The sequence below is a fragment of the Pseudomonas sp. IT-P218 genome, from assembly GCF_949767605.1.
Taxonomy (GTDB): Bacteria; Pseudomonadota; Gammaproteobacteria; order Pseudomonadales; family Pseudomonadaceae; genus Aquipseudomonas; species Aquipseudomonas putida_AE.
In genome coordinates this window covers 64,443-80,877 of record NZ_CATKQQ010000096.1, presented here as the reverse complement: position 1 = coordinate 80,877, position 16,435 = coordinate 64,443, and the positions used below count along the sequence as shown (strand labels likewise).

Below are 16,435 nucleotides of genomic sequence, written 5' to 3'. Positions count from 1 at the left end.
GTTCATCCGTGGAGCGGGATGCTTAATAGTTGAAAGTCTTGACCAGCAGCAGATCCCCGATCGCGCGCAGGGGCACGATGAAGGTTTCGCGTTTTTCGTCGACGGTGTTTTCGTTGAGCACCAGGTTGATCTGCGAGGTGATGACCTCGTTCTGGTTGCTGGTCTCATCGAAGTTATAGCCGCCGCTACCGAAGTTGCCCCAATAGTTGACGTAAACCAGATAGGTGCCATGCAGCGGCGCGGTCATGGTGAACATTTCCGGGCCAGGGCCGTCGACGCCGTCCGGGTCCAGGCCACCGCCATTGCTCATTGCCGGGCGCGCCCAGAACGCATGCTGGCCGTCCGGGGTGACGATGTGCAGGTCGAGCTCGGCTTTCGGATCGTCCCAGCCCAGCACCACGCGAATCCGCGCCGGAGTGCGCAGGTTGTTGGCTTCATAGAACTGCACGCGCTTGAGCGACTGGCCTTCGGCACTGCGCACTTCGACGCTGTTGGAACCGGCCCCGAATGCATAGGGCCGGGCAAAACGCCCCTGATCGTCGGTGTACAGGTTCAAAGGATTGCCGTTGACCGCCAAGGTATGGAGCCCGCGCTGTGCGCCGATGGCCTTGAGCTGACCCTGGATCATCGTGCGATTGCGCTGCACACCGCGATCGATGGGGGGCGTGGGATAGGCGACTTGCGGGTTTTCCGTACGGTCGAGCAAACCGTTGAAGCGCCAGCCGCCCACCGGCTCCGACAACTCGGCACTCGGCGCGGCCAGGGCGGGCGCACAGAACCAGCCGATCAGCAGCAAAAGAAATGAGCGCATGTAACGCCTCCTGCCATGCATGACGAAACCTTGCGCCTGATCCTCGGCGCGTTACAGATGCGGATACTGCGTTTCGTCTGAAAGACCCAGGCTCGCGGGTCGTAGATGGCGCGAAGGTTAGACGCTCAGTCCGCGCCTAACAATCGGAGAACGCTGAAAATGAGGTGCGAATCACGCCGACGGCTGGACGCTGAGCCGAATAAAGATCATATTCGGCTCACTATATGAGCCGAATAGCGTTTCTAATCGGCTCACGCCTTCAAGAGTAGCGAGTTCATGGCACCTTTCTGGATCTGGCAGCAGCCCGATTGGCCGAGTTTCACCTGGAACACCGAACGACTGGCACCGTTGCTGCGCGAGTGCGTCCAGGCACAAGGTCGATTGACGGGCATGGTCAGTTCCGTGGGCAATTCGCTGAGTGCGCAGAGTGAACTGGATGCATTGCTGCAAAACATCGTCACCTCGTCCGCCATTGAAGGTGAGCAGTTGAATGTCGGCTCGGTGCGCTCTTCATTGGCGCGACGGCTGGGGCTGGAGCAACTTGATGGCAACCATGTCAGCCAGCGTAGCGAAGGCTTGGCGCAATTGATGCTCGATGCCACGCAGCATTTCGCTGAACCACTGACACTGGAACGATTGCTTGGGTGGCATGAGTGGTTGTTTCCTGATCAGGATACCGACCTCGCCACCCGCAGCATGCGGGTCGGCGCGTTGCGCGGCGATGATCCGATGCAAGTCGTGTCCGGTCACCTCGACAGGCCGACCGTTCACTTCGAAGCGCCGCCGCGCCAGGGCCTCGAGCGCCAGGTCGATAGTTTCCTCGACTGGTTTGAAAGCAGCCGGAATCAGGCGGGGCTCGACCCGTTACTGCGGGCCGGGGTCGCACATTTCTGGTTCGTCACGCTTCACCCTTTTGATGACGGCAATGGCCGCCTGACTCGCGCCATCACCGACCTTGCACTGGCTCAGGGCGAGGCCCAGGCGATTCGCTTTTACGCCATGTCGGCGAGCATCCTCGAAGATCGCTCTGGCTATTACCGCGTATTGGAAAACAGTCAGAAAGCCACTCTGGACATCACTGAATGGCTGGAGTGGTTTCTCCAGACCTTGTTGCGCAGCCTGCAGCAGGCCATGGCGCGGATCGAGTCGGTGCTGGGCAAAGCCCGCTTCTGGCAGGCGCACCGGCAGTCCGGTTTGTCGGCCGAGCAGACCAAGGTACTGAATCGCTTGCTCGATGGCGGGGAACGAGGGTTTGAGGACGGGATCAGCGCCGCGCAATATCAAGCGGTGGCGAAAGTATCCAAAGCGACCGCGACCCGTCATTTGACTGAACTACTGGCGAAGGGCTGCCTGAATCGACTACCGGGTGGCGGACGCAGTACCCGGTATCAAATCAATTATCCTGAAACCCTGTAGGAGCTGCCGAAGGCTGCGATCTTTTGATCTTGCTTCTAAAAAACAAAATCAAAAGATCGCAGCCTGCGGCAGCTCCTACAGGAGGCTTGCAGCGCCGGTGTATTTGCCCATAAACCCCCTATCTGCTAGTGTCGCGCCGGTTTAACGTCAACCGGAAATCGCCGCCATGGCCCGCAAAAAAGCTGCACTGGATTTCGAACAATCCCTCGCTGACCTGCAAACGCTGGTAGAGCGCCTGGAGAATGGCGAATTATCGCTGGAAGACTCGCTGACCGCTTTCGAGCAAGGCATCGGCCTCACCCGCGATTGCCAGGCGGCGCTGGCCCAGGCCGAGCAAAAAGTTCAGGTGCTGCTCGAGCGTGACGGCGAGTTGGCCGAGGAACCCTTCGACGCGGATCAACCAGAATGATTGAAGCGTATTCGGCGACCAGCCAGGCCCGCGTCAACGCCGCCATGGAAACCCTGTTCACCGCGCCGAGCCCTGAGCTGGCGCGGCTGTACGAAGCCATGCGCTACAGCGTGATGAATGGCGGCAAGCGCGTGCGCCCGCTGCTGGCCTACGCCGCCTGCGAAGCGCTGGGCGGCAAGGCCGAGCAGGCCAACGGCGCGGCCTGTGCAGTGGAACTGATCCACGCTTATTCGCTGGTGCACGACGATTTGCCGGCCATGGACGACGACGACCTGCGTCGCGGCCAGCCGACTACGCACAAGAAATTCGATGAAGCCTGCGCGATCCTCGCCGGCGATGGCTTGCAGAGCCTGGCGTTCAGCGCCCTGCTCGACCCGCGCCTGAGCAATGCCGACGCCGAGATCCGCCTGCAAATGGTCAGTGCGCTGGCCTTGGCGGCAGGTCCGGCGGGCATGGTCGGCGGCCAGGCCATCGACCTTGGCTCGGTCGGCCTGAAGCTCGATCAGCAGGCGCTCGAATACATGCACCGGCACAAGACCGGCGCGCTGATCGAAGTCAGCGTCAAGCTCGGCGCCTTGGCCAGCGGTCGCGCCGAGAGGGACGAACTCAAGTCCCTGCAGACTTATGCACAGGCCATCGGCCTGGCCTTCCAGGTCCAGGACGACATTCTCGACGTCGAAAGCGATACCGAAACTCTTGGCAAACGCCAGGGCGCCGACATTGCCCGCGACAAGCCAACCTACCCGGCCCTGCTCGGCCTCGACGCCGCCAAGGCCTATGCCCTGGAACTGCGCGATCAGGCGCTGCACGCGCTGCGACCGTTTGACGCGGCTGCCGAGCCCCTGCGCGACCTGGCCCGTTACATCGTCTCGCGCCGCAGCTGACGGCGTATCCGCCAAAAAAGACCAACGCGTGGGCAGGGGCCGATGCATCAGGTAAACTGCCGCATCTTTTATACCTATAACGATTCGCCTGATGCCCACGACGTTCCATGAGATTCCCCGCAAGCGCCCGACCACGCCCCTGCTCGACCGCGCGAACACGCCGGACGGCCTGCGCCGGTTAGGCGAAGCCGAGCTGGAAACCCTGGCCGATGAGTTGCGCCTGGAATTGCTCTACACGGTCGGCCAGACCGGTGGGCATTTCGGTGCAGGCCTGGGCGTCATCGAGCTGACCATCGCGCTACATTACGTTTTCGACACCCCGGACGACCGGCTGGTGTGGGACGTAGGTCATCAGGCTTATCCACACAAGATCCTCACCGGTCGTCGCGAGCGCATGGGCACCCTGCGCCAGAAGGACGGTATTGCCGCCTTCCCGCGCCGTTCCGAGAGCGAGTACGACACCTTTGGCGTCGGCCATTCCAGTACGTCGATCAGTGCGGCCCTGGGCATGGCGATTGCCGCCCGCCTGCAGAACAGCGAGCGCAAGGCGATTGCCGTGATCGGCGACGGCGCACTGACGGCCGGCATGGCGTTCGAAGCGCTGAACCACGCGCCGGAAGTGGACGCCAACATGCTGGTGATCCTCAACGACAATGACATGTCGATCTCGCGCAACGTCGGCGGCTTGTCGAACTACCTGGCGAAGATCCTTTCCAGTCGCACCTATGCGAGCATGCGCGAGGGCAGCAAGAAAGTGCTGTCGCGCCTGCCGGGTGCCTGGGAAATCGCCCGCCGCACCGAAGAATACGCAAAAGGCATGCTGGTGCCCGGCACCCTGTTCGAAGAGCTGGGCTGGAACTACATCGGCCCGATCGACGGCCACGACCTGCCCACCCTGATCGCCACCCTGCGCAACATGCGCGATCTCAAGGGCCCGCAGTTCCTGCACATCGTCACCAAGAAAGGCAAAGGCTTCGCCCCGGCTGAAGTCGACCCGATCGGTTACCACGCCATCACCAAGCTCGAGCCTGTCGATGCGCCGGCCAACCCGCCGAAAAAAGCCAGCGGGCCGAAGTACTCCGGCGTGTTCGGCGAATGGCTGTGCGACATGGCGGCTGCCGACCCGCGTCTGGTCGGGATCACCCCGGCGATGAAGGAAGGCTCGGACCTGGTGGCCTTCAGCGAGCGTTTCCCGCTGCGCTACTTCGACGTGGCGATTGCCGAGCAACACGCCGTGACCCTGGCGGCCGGCATGGCCTGCGAAGGCGCCAAGCCTGTGGTGGCGATCTATTCGACCTTCCTGCAACGCGGTTACGACCAGTTGGTGCACGACGTCGCAGTGCAAAACCTCGACGTCCTGTTCGCCATCGATCGTGCCGGCCTGGTCGGCGAAGACGGCCCGACCCATGCGGGCAGCTTCGACCTGTCGTTCCTGCGGTGCATCCCCGGCATGCTGGTGATGACCCCGAGCGACGAAAACGAACTGCGCAAGATGCTCACCACCGGCCACCTGTACGAAGGTCCGGCGGCCGTGCGCTATCCGCGCGGCAATGGCCCGAATGCGACCATCGAGAAAGACCTCGAGCCGATCGAAATCGGCAAGGGTGTGGTTCGCCGCCGGGGCAGCAAGGTCGCCCTGCTGGTGTTCGGCGTACAGCTGGCCGAGGCGCTGAAAGTCGCCGAGACGCTGGACGCGACCGTGGTCGACATGCGTTTCGTCAAACCGCTGGATGAAGCACTGGTTCGCGAGATTGCCGGCAGCCATGAACTGCTGGTGACCGTCGAGGAAAACGCCATCATGGGCGGCGCCGGCGGCGCGGTCAGTGAGTTCCTCGCCCGCGAGAACATCCTCAAGTCGATGCTGCACCTGGGCTTGCCGGATGTTTACGTCGAGCATGCCAAGCCGGCGCAAATGCTGGCGGAGTGCGGGCTGGATGAGGCCGGGATCGAAGCATCGATCCGCGAACGCCTGCAACTGCTCAACTTGTAAACCCGATCCCCCTGTAGGAGCCGGCTTGCTGGCGATGGCGCCCTCTAGGACGCCAAGAGCTTCGCTGGCAAGCCAGCTCCTACAAGGACCGCGCCGTCCTTGATGCACAAAAATTGACCATGAATTTCTTTCGCCTCGCCCTGACGCTGACGCTTCTGCCGTCCGGACACCTGCTGGCCGACTCCTTCGAACGCGACCAGGCCCTGAAACTGCCCGACGTGCTGATCAGCGCCAACCGCCAGGTCCAGGCGCGCAACGACAGCAGCGCCGCCAACACGGTATTCACCCGCGAAGACATCGACCGACTGCAACCGAACAGCGTCACTGATCTGCTGCGCCGTGTACCGGGAGTGCAAGTGGCACAAACCGGCGGACGCGGCAGCTTGCCGGGGATCTACATTCGCGGCACGCAGTCGGCCCAGAGCCTGGTGCTGGTGGACGGCCAACGGATCGGCAACTCGTCCTCCGGCGACAGCAATCTGCAACACATCAACATCGAACAGGTCGAGCGCGTGGAAGTGCTGCGCGGCTCCCGTTCGGTGATCTACGGCAGCGATGCGATTGGCGGGGTGATCCAGATCTTCACCCGGCGTGGCAGCGAGCCCGGCCTGCAGCCACGCCTGCATGTCGGTTTTGGCAGCAACCAGACCTGGGAGCGCAGCCTCGGTTTGTCCGGTGGCGATGAGCAGACCCGCTTCAACCTCGGCGCCAGCCTCGATGAAACCGCCGGGATCGATCGCACCCATGAGTCGTATCCCAGCGACGGCGATCACGACGCATACCGCAACAAATCCCTGAGCCTGAGCCTGAGTCACGCCCTCAGCGACGACGTCGAGATCGGCGCCAACCTGCTGGATAACCGTGGCAAGAGCGAATATGACAATCCGTTCGGCCGCTTCGACCTGGACACTTTCGAGTCAGTCCAGCAGCAGCCCTACAACGAATTCGATGTGAGCAGTGTCAGCAGCTACGTCGACGCACGGGTCAACGACCTGTGGAAAACCCGCGTCGAATTTGGCCATAGCGAAAACCGCGAGAAGACGTTCGACAAGCTCAGCGATGAACGTAGCGTGTTCAACACCTACCGCGATTCGGTGAACTGGCAGAACGACCTGACACTCAACGAGCACAACAGCCTGATCCTCGGCGGCGACTGGTACCAGGACCGGGTCAACAGCAGCACGCCGTTCGACGAGGACAGCCGCTGGAACCGCGCGGCCTTTATCCAGCATCGCTACCAGGCCAACAGCTTCTCCACCGAGCTGGGCCTGCGCCGCGACCAGAACCAGCAGTTCGGCGGCCATAACAGCTGGAGCGGTACCTTCACCCTGCCGCTGAACCAGGACAACGACGTGCTGCTGACCTACAGCGAAGGTTTCCGCGCTCCGACCTTCAACGACCTGTACTACCCGGACTTCAGCAACCCGGACCTGAAACCCGAGACCTCGAAAAGTTACGAGCTGCAATGGCGCAACCAACTGACCGAGAACAGTCGCCTGGAGGCCTCGCTGTACCGCACGGACCTCGAAGACGCGATCATCTTCGGCAGCAACTCACGACCGGAAAACGTCGCCTCGGCGCGGATCAACGGCTTTGAAGCGGCGTTGAAACAGCAGTTGTTCGGCTGGCAGAGCAACCTTGGCGTGGCGATCATCGACCCGCGTGACCGCGACACCGGGCATACCCTGGCCCGTCGTGCCCGGCGTACGTTGAGCTGGGATCTGGACCGCCAGTTCGACCGCCTGGGCCTGGGCGCCAGCTGGCAAGCTGTGAGCAGCAGCTATGACGACTTGAACAATCAACAGCCATTGGGGGGTTATGGATTGTTGGGATTGCGCAGCAGTTGGGCGCTCAATCGTGAAGTCAGCCTGGAGCTGAAGGTCGATAACCTTCTGGACAAGGGATACAGCCGGGCGATGTACAGCCATGAAGGCAGCCAGTACGGGTATCGCGAGGAGGGTCGGGCATGGATGTTTGGGGTGACCTGGACGCCTGGGCTCTGATTTGAAGTTTTTGTTGGCCAGTCTGGTCTCTTCGCGAGCAAGCCCGCTCCCACACTTGACCTCTGTCGTACACAAAATCTGTGTCCACTGAAATCCAATGTGGGAGCGGGCTTGCTCGCGAAGGGCCGCAACTCGGTCTCAGCGTTCGGGCGCTATCAACCGGCACAACTTGGCCGTAGCCTCAATCATCTGCCCACTCGGCCGCTCCAGGCCCTTGTCCGTCACCAACCGCAATTGCCCCTGCCGCACCGCCGCCACCTGCGGCCACAGCTTCCACGCATCCAGCTGCGCCTGATCACCCGCCAGAATCACCTCCGGATCACGCTGCAGGACCGCTTCGACACTGACCTGCGGCGCCGGCAGTGTCTGATCGCCGAACACGTTTCGCGCCCCGCACACTTCGAGCGCCGCGCTGATGATCTGGCCACCGCCAACGGTATAGAGCGGCCGGTCCCAGACCTGATAGAACACCCGCAACGGCTCTTCGCGCCTGTAGCGTTGACGCAGCTCAGCCAGCCGCTGACGCAAACCGCCAGCCAACGCACCCCCACGCTCAGGCCGGCCAAGCTGCAAGGCGATCGCCTCGATCTGCGCGGTGAGCTGTTCGAAATCATGGGGTTCGGCGACGTAGGTGGGGATGCCCAAGCGCTTGAGTTGCTCACGCTGGGCCGGGCCGACACTGCCGGGCCAGAGCAGCAGCAAGTCGGGCTTGAGGCTGAGCAGCCGCTCCATGTCCAGCTGGCCGTAGCGGCCAACGGAGGGCAGATCCTTGAGTTCGGCGGGACGCTCGCCGGCATCCAGCACGCCAACCAGCAAGTCGGCCGAAGCCAGCTCAACGACAATTTCAGAGAGCGACGGCGCAAGGCTGACAACCCGTTCGACCGCGACTGCCGAGCCACTGGCGGCCAGCAGCAACACCGCCAGCCAGACAGGACGCATCAACCGAGCTGACGCGGAATACGGTAGAGGTAGAACAGCACGGCAGTCGACAGCGCCAGCAGCATCAGCGGGACCGCTTCGAGGCCGACGAACACCGCCAATGCACCGATCCACGCCGGCAGGCCTGCTGCCAGGAACGCCGTGCGCCGCTTGGCCGCCAGACTGATCCAGGCGCCAGGCTCTTCAGGGGTGTCGAGGGCTTTCTGGGTGGCGATCAGCGCATGTTTGTAGCCGCCAAAGAACTTCAGGCTGACAAACATCGAGGCGACACCAGCGATGAACAAGGGCATCGCCAGCACCGGCAGGATGGCCTCGCTCTGGCCGAACACGGCGTTGATGACGAACAGCGGCAACAAGGCCAACGCCAGGTATTGCCACCAGTTGACGGACAGTCGCCGCCGCACCTGGCCTCGGGTCACGCCCGGCCTACCTCGCCCTGATGTTCGTTGCCCATCATGTGGTCGAGTTTGCTGGCCTTGGTCGCCAGGTAGAGTTTGTTGTGCGGATTGTGCCCGGTGTGCAGCGGCACGCGCTCGGCGACCGCGATGCCCATGTCGGTCAAGGCTTTGACCTTGCGTGGGTTGTTGGTCATCAGGCGCAGGGATTTCACCCCCAGGTGCTCAAGCATCGGCAGGCACATGGCGTAGTCACGCTGGTCGGCGGCAAAGCCCAGGCGCTCGTTGGCTTCAACGGTGTCGGCACCGCCGTCCTGCAGCTCATAGGCGCGGATCTTGTTCAGCAGGCCAATGCCACGGCCTTCCTGACGCAAGTACAGCAACACGCCCCGACCTTCACGGGCGATGGCCTGCAGCGCGGCCTCAAGTTGCGAGCCGCAGTCGCAACGCTGGCTGAACAGGGCATCGCCGGTCAGGCATTCGGAGTGCAGCCGGCCGAGTACCGGGGCACCGTCGGCGATCTCACCCAGGCTCAGCACGACGTGCTCGCGGCCGGTGGCCTCATCGAGAAAGCCGTGCATGATGAATTGCGCAAAAGGCGTTGGCAGCTTGGAAGCGGCGACAAAAACGACAGGCACCGGTGTGCTCCTGATCTAAAAGTCTGAAGATTCGCAGGCCGGCATTGTAACAGCAGGTTCCAACCGACGCTTAGGCTGAATTATCGGCCATAACAATCAAAAAGTTTGATCTCTGTAGGAGCTGCCGCAGGCTGCGATCTTTTGATTTTAATAGATCGCAGCCTGCGGCAGCTCCTACAGGTTAGTTCTCATCGAACGGATAGGGTTGCTTCCAGCGCTCGAAGATCGGTTTGAGCTCACCGCTTTTCACCAACTGCGCCATGCGCTGGTCGAACAGTTCCATCAGGCTGCGGGCCGCCGGGGTCTTGGCAAAGCACAGGTACAACGGCAATTCGGCAATATGCGTGCGGCGGAACTGGGAAGGATCCTTCGCCCGACTGAGCACCCAATCGACTTCGGTCAGTGCGTCTATGTAGAAATCGGCGCGGTTCTGCGTCAGCATCGAAACGATGCCGGTACGCCGCAACACTTCGTTGTAGCGGCGGATATTGGGCAGATAATCCTGAAAATCGTAGCCACGCACCCACGCCAGGCGGTAATTACCCAGGGTTTGCGGGGTCGGTTGCGGGCTGCTGGCCAAGCCCAGGGCATAGATATGGTCGGTATCGAAGTTCCAGCGCGGATAAAGCACGTCGCTGGATTCTTCATGGTAGGAGCCGACACAGGCGTCGACCTCACCGCGCTCGGCCAGCCCCATCGAGCGCACATAAGGTTCGCTGCGGATGTCCAGCTTGACCCCCGCCGGCTCGAAGACTTTGCGCAACACGTCCCAGCCCAGGCCGTGGCCGTCGGCAGCGGTGTAGTCTTCCCAGTCTTCGCTGGCCAGATGAATCACCGATGGCGGGGTCGATGCCTCCTGCGCCTGGGCAAGTGCACCGAACACCATAAACACCATCGTTACCAACCAGCGTCGAGCCATCCCTAGTTCTCCCTAATTAATCCCTCAGGCGAAAATCCATACCAGCCCCTGCATCGCCAACCAGGCAAACACCCCGGCCAATACATCATCGAGCATGATGCCGACGCCTCCATGCACATGCCGGTCAACCCAGTGAATCGGCCACGGCTTGAGGATATCGAAGAAGCGGAACACCAGGAACCCTGCCAACAGCCACTGCCAGCCTTCCGGCACCAGCCACAGGGTGATCCACATTCCGACCATCTCGTCCCAGACGATGCCTTCGTGGTCGTGTACCCGCAAATCATCGGCCACCTTGCCGCACAGCCAGAAGCCGAACAGCATGGTGATGCCCAGCATCAGCCAGTAACCCCAGTCGGGCAACATCTGCCATAACGGGATAAAGGGTAGCGCAACCAGCGATCCCCAGGTGCCTGGAGCCTTTGGCAAGGTGCCCGAGCCGAAACCGAACGCCAGGAAATGCCAGGGATTGCGCCAGACCGAGGGCGGTACGAATTCCGCCGGGACCTGTTTGGGATGATCTGTCACGGTGTCTCCCGAAAATGTTGATAGCCCCGGGTTTGCGGGGTGATGTCATGCCCATCGGTATCGATCAGCGTCACGCCCTGCCCCGCCACGATCCGCCCGATCACATGGATCGGCCAGCCGTCGGCCACCAGTGGCGGCAACTCGACGGACGGTATGGTGAAGACCAATACGTAATCGTCGCCACCACTCAGGGCTGCGTCCTGCGCGCCCGGCTGGCCGAGGAAGGCCACCAGTGCTTTGGACAGCGGCAAGCGATCCCGTTCGATCAGCACCCCGACTTTCGAAGCCAGGGCAATGTGTCCGCAATCGGCGAGCAAACCGTCGGAGATATCCATGGCTGAAGTGGCCTTGCCGCGCAACGCCTGCCCCAGGCCAAGCTGCGGTTGCGGCGACCAGTAATGCGCCAGCAGCGGCTCGGCGATGGCGGCTTCAGCGTCGCGCTCGCCGAGCACCAGCGGCAAGGCGCCAGCGGCATTGCCCAGCTCACCGCCGACACACAGCAAGTCGCCAGGCCGCGCACCGCTGCGGGTCAAGGCCAGGCCACCCGGCACCCGACCGAACACGGTCATGGTCAGGCTCAACGGCCCGCGGGTGGTGTCGCCGCCCACCAGCGCCACGCCGCAGCTCTGCGCCATGAGGTTCAAACCACGGGCGTAGGCCTGCAGCCAATCGGCGGTCACCGTCGGCAAGGTCAGGGCAAGGGTAAAGGCAACGGGGGTGGCGCCCATGGCGGCCAGGTCGCTGACCGCTACGGCCAGCGAGCGCTGACCGAGCAGAAACGGATCGCAGGGGTCGGCGAAATGCACACCGGCCACCAGCGTATCGGTAGAAATCGCCAACTGCTCCCCGGGAGGAACCGCCAGCAAGGCGCAGTCGTCGCCAATCCCCAGGGCAACGCCTTCGCCGCCCTGCGCACAAGGCGCGGCGGCGAAGAAATTGCGGATCAGCTCAAACTCACCCATTGCTGAATCAAGCGCCAATCAGCGCTTGAACGCCTTCACTTCAGCTTCCCGCAGACGTGGGGCCAGCTTGTCGAGCACACCGTTGACGAACTTGTGCCCATCGGTGGAACCGAAGACCTTGGCCAACTCGATACCCTCGTTGATCACAACGCGGTACGGCACGTCGACACGCTTGAGCAGCTCCCAGGTGGACAGGCGCAGAACCGCCAGTTCAACCGGGTCCAGCTCTTCGATGGTCAAGTCCAGGCAAGGCGTGAGCGCCGTGTCGATTTCGGTCTTGAACTGCGGCACCCCGTGGAGGATCTCGCGGAAGTAGGCACCATCGACATCGGTGAAATCGTTATCGACCCGGAACTGCGCTTCGATCTCGTTCAGCGACTGCTTGGCCATGTGCCATTGGTACAGCGCCTGGGTCGCGAGCTGACGGGCTTCGCGACGCTTGACGCTTTTCGATGGCTTGCCAGCATCCGCAGGTTTTGGATCGCGCGGGTTGAAACGATCGCTTTCGTCGCTAATCACTTGGCCTCCAACTGCGCCAGCAGGCTGACCATTTCCAGAGCGGACAGGGCAGCTTCGGCACCTTTGTTACCGGCCTTGGTGCCGGAACGTTCAATGGCTTGCTCGATGGAATCAACGGTCAGCACGCCGAAAGCGACCGGAACGCCGAACTCCATGGACACCTGGGCCAGGCCCTTGGTGCACTCGCCAGCCACGTATTCGAAGTGCGGAGTACCGCCACGAATGACCGCGCCCAGTGCGATGATCGCCGCGAACTCGCCCTTCTGAGCGACTTTCTGCGCAACCAGCGGGATTTCGAAGGCGCCAGGAGCGCGGATGATGGTGATGTCGCTTTCGCTTACGCCATGGCGAACCAGGGCATCAACAGCACCGCTGACCAGGCTTTCAACGACGAAGCTGTTGAAACGGCCCACTACCAGAGCATAGCGGCCTTTAGGGGCGATGAAGGTACCTTCGATGGTCTTCAGGGTCATTCGTTAGATCTCTTAAAGAGCCGGGACGCGTCTCGTACGCATCCCTCAGTGATATTTGAACCGCGAATACAGGGCCGGATACGACCGGTCATTATTCGGAGGGCACGTATTCTACAACTTCCAGATCGAAACCGGATATCGCATTAAATTTCATCGGTGCCGACATCAGGCGCATTTTACGAACGCCCAGGTCGCGCAGGATCTGCGAACCGGCACCCACGGTGCTGTAGGTGGTCGGTTTTTTCACCGCCGCGTGGTCGGCAGTTTCGCGGATATGCGCCAGCAACACGTCGCCATCGAGCGGGTGGCCGAGCAACAGCACCACGCCACTGCCGGCCTCGGCAACGGCGGACATGGCGGCGCGCAGGCTCCAGCGGCCCGGTTGCTTGACCATCAGCAGGTCGCGCAGCGGGTCCATGTTGTGCACGCGCACCAGGGTAGGTTCTTCGGCGCACACGTTGCCCAGGGTCAGGGCCATGTGCACGTCGCCTTCCACGGAATCACGATAGGTCACCAGGTTGAATTGGCCCAGTTCGCTGTCCAGAGGCTGCTCGGCAATCCGCTGAACGGTACGTTCGTGGATCATCCGGTAGTGAATCAGGTCGGCGATGGTGCCGATCTTGATGTTGTGTTCGGCGGCGAAGGCTTCCAGTTCGGCGCGACGGGACATGGTGCCGTCGTCGTTCATCACTTCGCAGATCACCCCGCTCGGCTCGAAACCGGCCATGCGCGCCAGGTCGCACGCCGCTTCGGTGTGGCCGGCGCGGGCCAGGGTGCCGCCGGCCTGGGCCATCAGCGGGAAGATGTGGCCTGGGCTGACGATGTCTTCAGCCTTGGCATCACGGGCGGCAGCCGCTTGCACGGTGCGCGCACGGTCGGCGGCGGAGATGCCGGTGGTGACGCCGGTGGCCGCTTCGATCGAGACGGTGAACTTGGTGCCGAAGCCGGAGCCGTTGCGCGGCGCCATCAGCGGCAGCTTGAGCAGCTCGCAGCGCTCGCGGCTCATCGGCATGCAGATCAGGCCACGGGCGTGCTTGGCCATGAAGTTGATGTGCTCGGCCTGGCAGCACTCGGCGGCCATGATCAGGTCGCCTTCGTTCTCGCGGTCTTCGTCATCCATGAGGATGACCATCTTGCCTTGGCGGATGTCTTCAACCAGTTCTTCGATGCTATTGAGCGCCACAAGGCACCCCCCTTCTTTCGAAATTTTGAGCTTCAGGATTTGAGGTAGCCGTTGGCGGCCAGAAAGCTTTCAGTGATGTTACTGGAGGTTGGCTCTGCGGCCTTGTCGCCCAACAGCAGGCGCTCCAGATAACGCGCCAGCAAATCCACTTCCAGGTTCACCCGGCGACCCGGCTGGTACGACGCCATGATGGTTTCGCTCAGGGTGTGCGGAATGATGGTCAGCAGGAACTCGGCGCCATCGACCGCGTTCACGGTCAGGCTGGTGCCGTCGACGGTGATCGAGCCTTTATGGGCGATGTACTTGGCCAGGTCCTTCGGCGCGCGGATGCGGAATTCCACGGCCCGCGCGTTCTCGGTACGGGCAACCACTTCGCCCACGCCGTCGACGTGACCGCTGACCAGGTGCCCGCCGAGGCGAGTGGTCGGGGTCAGGGCTTTTTCCAGATTGACCGGGCTGCCGCTTTTCAGGTCGTTCATGGCGGTGCAGTCGAGGGTTTCACGGCTGACGTCAGCCGCGAAGCCGTTGCCCGGCAGTTCAACCGCCGTCAGGCACACGCCGTTGACCGCGATGCTGTCGCCCAGCTTGACGTCGCTCAGGTCGAGCTTGCCGGTTTCGACGTGGACCCGCACATCTCCACCTTTAGGGGTCAATGCACGAATACTGCCGATGGATTCGATAATGCCGGTAAACATGGAGTCCTCCTCGAGAACAGGGCCAGCGCTATAACGATGGCCGGGAATTATACGCTGGCGACTGGCAAAGGAATGGCAGTGACCCGCCAGTCATCGCCAACCGCGCGAATTTCGGTGATTTTGAGCTCGGGCGCATCCTTCATTTGCGCGAGCGGCCAATCCAGCAACGGCCGCGCCGAAGAACCCAGGAACTTGCCGGCGATGAAAATCTGGAACTCGTCCACTAGACCGAGTTGGGCAAAGGCACCCGCCAGCCGTGGTCCGGCCTCGACCAACACTTCATTGACCTGACGGTTGGCGAGTTCGACCAGCAACTGACGAAGATCGACCTGCCCATCGTAACCCGGCACGATTAGGCACTCCGGGCCGTTGGCGTATTGTTCTTCCACTGCCACGCAGGTAGCGACCAGCGCGGGACCTGCCTTGAAGAATGGCGCATCCAGCGGCACCCGCAGGCGGCCATCGACCAACACACGCAGCGGCGGACGGCTCATGGCCAGTGCGGCTTGTTCGGTGTCCAGACCGAGTTCATCGGCGCGCACGGTCAAACGGGCGTTGTCCGCCAGTACCGTATCGGCGCCGGTCAGCACCACGCTGGCCTGAGCACGCAAACGCTGAACCGCCGAGCGCGCTGCCGGGCCGGTAATCCACTGGCTTTCGCCGCTTTCCATTGCCGTGCGACCGTCGAGGCTCATGGCCAGTTTGACCCGCACAAACGGCAAGCCATGCTCCATGCGCTTAAGGAAGCCTTGATTGAGCTTTCGCGCCTCGCCTTCCAGCACGCCGCTTTCGGTGGCGATGCCGGCCTGCTCCAGGCGCTGCAGACCACGACCGGCGACTTCCGGGTTCGGGTCCTGCATCGCCGCCACGACCCGCGCCACACCGGCGTTGACCAACGCATCGGCGCACGGTGGCGTGCGCCCGTGGTGACTGCAGGGTTCGAGGGTCACGTAAGCGGTCGCGCCCCGGGCCAGCTCACCGGCGGCGCGCAGGGCGTGGACTTCGGCGTGGGGTTCCCCGGCGCGCTCGTGCCAGCCTTCGCCGACGATCTGCCCGCCGCGCACGATCACGCAGCCGACTCGCGGGTTGGGGTGGGTCGTGTAATGACCTTTGCGCGCCAGTTCCAAAGCACGGGCCATGTAATGGGCGTCGAGGACGGCAAGCTCTGCTGACGTGGTCATTCTTTCACCGGTTCCCGGGCCAGGCGATCGATCTCTTCGCGGAACTCATTGAGGTCCTGGAAGCGGCGATACACCGAAGCGAAGCGGATGTAGGCGACTTCGTCGAGCTTTTGCAGCTCGGCCATCACCAGCTCACCGACCACGAGGGACTTGACCTCGCGCTCGCCGGTGGCGCGCAGTTTGTGTTTGATGTGCACCAGCGACGACTCGAGGCGCTCGACACTCACCGGGCGCTTTTCCAGCGCCCGCTGCATGCCGGCGCGGAGTTTTTCTTCGTCGAACGGCTGGCGACTGCCGTCGGTTTTGATCAGGCGCGGCAACACCAGTTCAGCGGTTTCGAACGTCGTGAAACGTTCGCCGCAGGCCAGGCATTCACGCCGGCGGCGCACCTGTTCGCCCTCGGCGACCAGACGCGAGTCGATGACCTTGGTGTCGTTGGCACCGCAGAAGGGACAGTGCATGGTGGCAGGCAACAAAAAAAGGGAGGGCC

At 62.5% G+C, this 16,435-nt stretch carries 18 protein-coding genes; 5 read left to right on the top strand and 13 right to left on the bottom strand.

What is annotated here, in order from left to right:
- Positions 1-22: 22 nt before the first annotated feature.
- Positions 23-811 (bottom strand): YfaP family protein, encoded by a 789-nt coding sequence (locus tag ACM6I6_RS29510; protein ID WP_323626370.1) that lies wholly within the window; start codon positions 809-811, stop codon positions 23-25.
- 276 nt (positions 812-1,087) lie between these two features.
- Between ACM6I6_RS29510 and ACM6I6_RS29505 the strand changes: the two genes are divergently transcribed.
- The 5 genes from ACM6I6_RS29505 (at position 1,088) to ACM6I6_RS29485 (ending at position 7,513) form a co-directional block, all read left to right on the top strand.
- Entirely contained in the window at positions 1,088-2,227 is a 1,140-nt protein-coding gene (locus ACM6I6_RS29505) for a Fic family protein (protein ID WP_414921160.1), read from the top strand.
- A gap of 166 nt (positions 2,228-2,393) precedes the next feature.
- On the top strand, positions 2,394-2,636 hold the full coding sequence (locus ACM6I6_RS29500) for an exodeoxyribonuclease VII small subunit (RefSeq protein ID WP_007894317.1): 243 nt from the start codon (positions 2,394-2,396) through the stop codon (positions 2,634-2,636).
- Positions 2,633-3,520, top strand: a complete 888-nt coding sequence (gene ispA, locus ACM6I6_RS29495; RefSeq protein WP_323626368.1) for a (2E,6E)-farnesyl diphosphate synthase — start codon at positions 2,633-2,635, stop codon at positions 3,518-3,520. Before ACM6I6_RS29500 ends, ispA begins: the two co-directional genes overlap by 4 nt.
- Positions 3,521-3,611: 91 nt before the next feature.
- Positions 3,612-5,510: a 1-deoxy-D-xylulose-5-phosphate synthase gene (dxs, locus tag ACM6I6_RS29490; protein WP_323607778.1), complete on the top strand. Its 1,899-nt coding sequence runs from the start codon at positions 3,612-3,614 to the stop codon at positions 5,508-5,510.
- Positions 5,511-5,629: 119 nt separating this feature from the next.
- On the top strand, positions 5,630-7,513 hold the full coding sequence (locus tag ACM6I6_RS29485; RefSeq protein WP_414921159.1) for a TonB-dependent receptor domain-containing protein: 1,884 nt from the start codon (positions 5,630-5,632) through the stop codon (positions 7,511-7,513).
- Between the two features lie 138 nt (positions 7,514-7,651).
- Here the strand turns inward: ACM6I6_RS29485 and ACM6I6_RS29480 are convergent, their stop codons facing one another.
- The 12 genes from ACM6I6_RS29480 to nrdR form a co-directional block, all read right to left on the bottom strand.
- Positions 7,652-8,452, bottom strand: a complete 801-nt coding sequence (locus ACM6I6_RS29480; RefSeq protein WP_414921158.1) for a cobalamin-binding protein — start codon at positions 8,450-8,452, stop codon at positions 7,652-7,654.
- Positions 8,452-8,871, bottom strand: a complete 420-nt coding sequence (locus ACM6I6_RS29475; RefSeq protein WP_323607775.1) for an MFS transporter — start codon at positions 8,869-8,871, stop codon at positions 8,452-8,454. The genes ACM6I6_RS29480 and ACM6I6_RS29475 overlap by 1 nt, the downstream gene beginning before the upstream one ends.
- Positions 8,868-9,485 (bottom strand): GTP cyclohydrolase II, encoded by a 618-nt coding sequence (gene ribA, locus ACM6I6_RS29470; protein ID WP_180204442.1) that lies wholly within the window; start codon positions 9,483-9,485, stop codon positions 8,868-8,870. The genes ACM6I6_RS29475 and ribA overlap by 4 nt, the downstream gene beginning before the upstream one ends.
- A 181-nt stretch (positions 9,486-9,666) precedes the next feature.
- Complete coding sequence (locus ACM6I6_RS29465; RefSeq protein WP_323607774.1) at positions 9,667-10,404, bottom strand: transporter substrate-binding domain-containing protein; 738 nt, start codon at positions 10,402-10,404, stop codon at positions 9,667-9,669.
- A gap of 24 nt (positions 10,405-10,428) precedes the next feature.
- Positions 10,429-10,932 carry a phosphatidylglycerophosphatase A gene (locus ACM6I6_RS29460; RefSeq protein WP_046815881.1) on the bottom strand — a complete coding sequence of 168 codons (504 nt, stop codon included), beginning with the start codon at positions 10,930-10,932 and terminating at the stop codon, positions 10,429-10,431.
- Entirely contained in the window at positions 10,929-11,894 is a 966-nt protein-coding gene (gene thiL / locus ACM6I6_RS29455; RefSeq protein WP_414921157.1) for a thiamine-phosphate kinase, read from the bottom strand. The genes ACM6I6_RS29460 and thiL overlap by 4 nt, the downstream gene beginning before the upstream one ends.
- Before the next feature lie 18 nt (positions 11,895-11,912).
- A complete protein-coding gene (nusB, locus tag ACM6I6_RS29450; protein WP_008053839.1) occupies positions 11,913-12,413 on the bottom strand; it encodes a transcription antitermination factor NusB in 501 nt (166 codons plus the stop codon).
- Positions 12,410-12,886 (bottom strand): 6,7-dimethyl-8-ribityllumazine synthase, encoded by a 477-nt coding sequence (gene ribE, locus ACM6I6_RS29445; protein WP_003228649.1) that lies wholly within the window; start codon positions 12,884-12,886, stop codon positions 12,410-12,412. The genes nusB and ribE overlap by 4 nt, the downstream gene beginning before the upstream one ends.
- Positions 12,887-12,977: 91 nt before the next feature.
- Positions 12,978-14,069 carry a bifunctional 3,4-dihydroxy-2-butanone-4-phosphate synthase/GTP cyclohydrolase II gene (gene ribBA / locus ACM6I6_RS29440; RefSeq protein ID WP_274074413.1) on the bottom strand — a complete coding sequence of 364 codons (1,092 nt, stop codon included), beginning with the start codon at positions 14,067-14,069 and terminating at the stop codon, positions 12,978-12,980.
- Positions 14,070-14,101: 32 nt separating this feature from the next.
- The gene (locus tag ACM6I6_RS29435) at positions 14,102-14,764 is read right to left on the bottom strand and encodes a riboflavin synthase (RefSeq protein WP_007906836.1); all 663 of its coding nucleotides are present in this window, start codon (positions 14,762-14,764) and stop codon (positions 14,102-14,104) included.
- A 47-nt stretch (positions 14,765-14,811) separates the two neighbouring features.
- Complete coding sequence (ribD, locus tag ACM6I6_RS29430) at positions 14,812-15,945, bottom strand: bifunctional diaminohydroxyphosphoribosylaminopyrimidine deaminase/5-amino-6-(5-phosphoribosylamino)uracil reductase RibD (protein WP_323607772.1); 1,134 nt, start codon at positions 15,943-15,945, stop codon at positions 14,812-14,814.
- On the bottom strand, positions 15,942-16,406 hold the full coding sequence (gene nrdR, locus ACM6I6_RS29425; RefSeq protein WP_003228656.1) for a transcriptional regulator NrdR: 465 nt from the start codon (positions 16,404-16,406) through the stop codon (positions 15,942-15,944). The genes ribD and nrdR overlap by 4 nt, the downstream gene beginning before the upstream one ends.
- Positions 16,407-16,435: the final 29 nt, after the last annotated feature.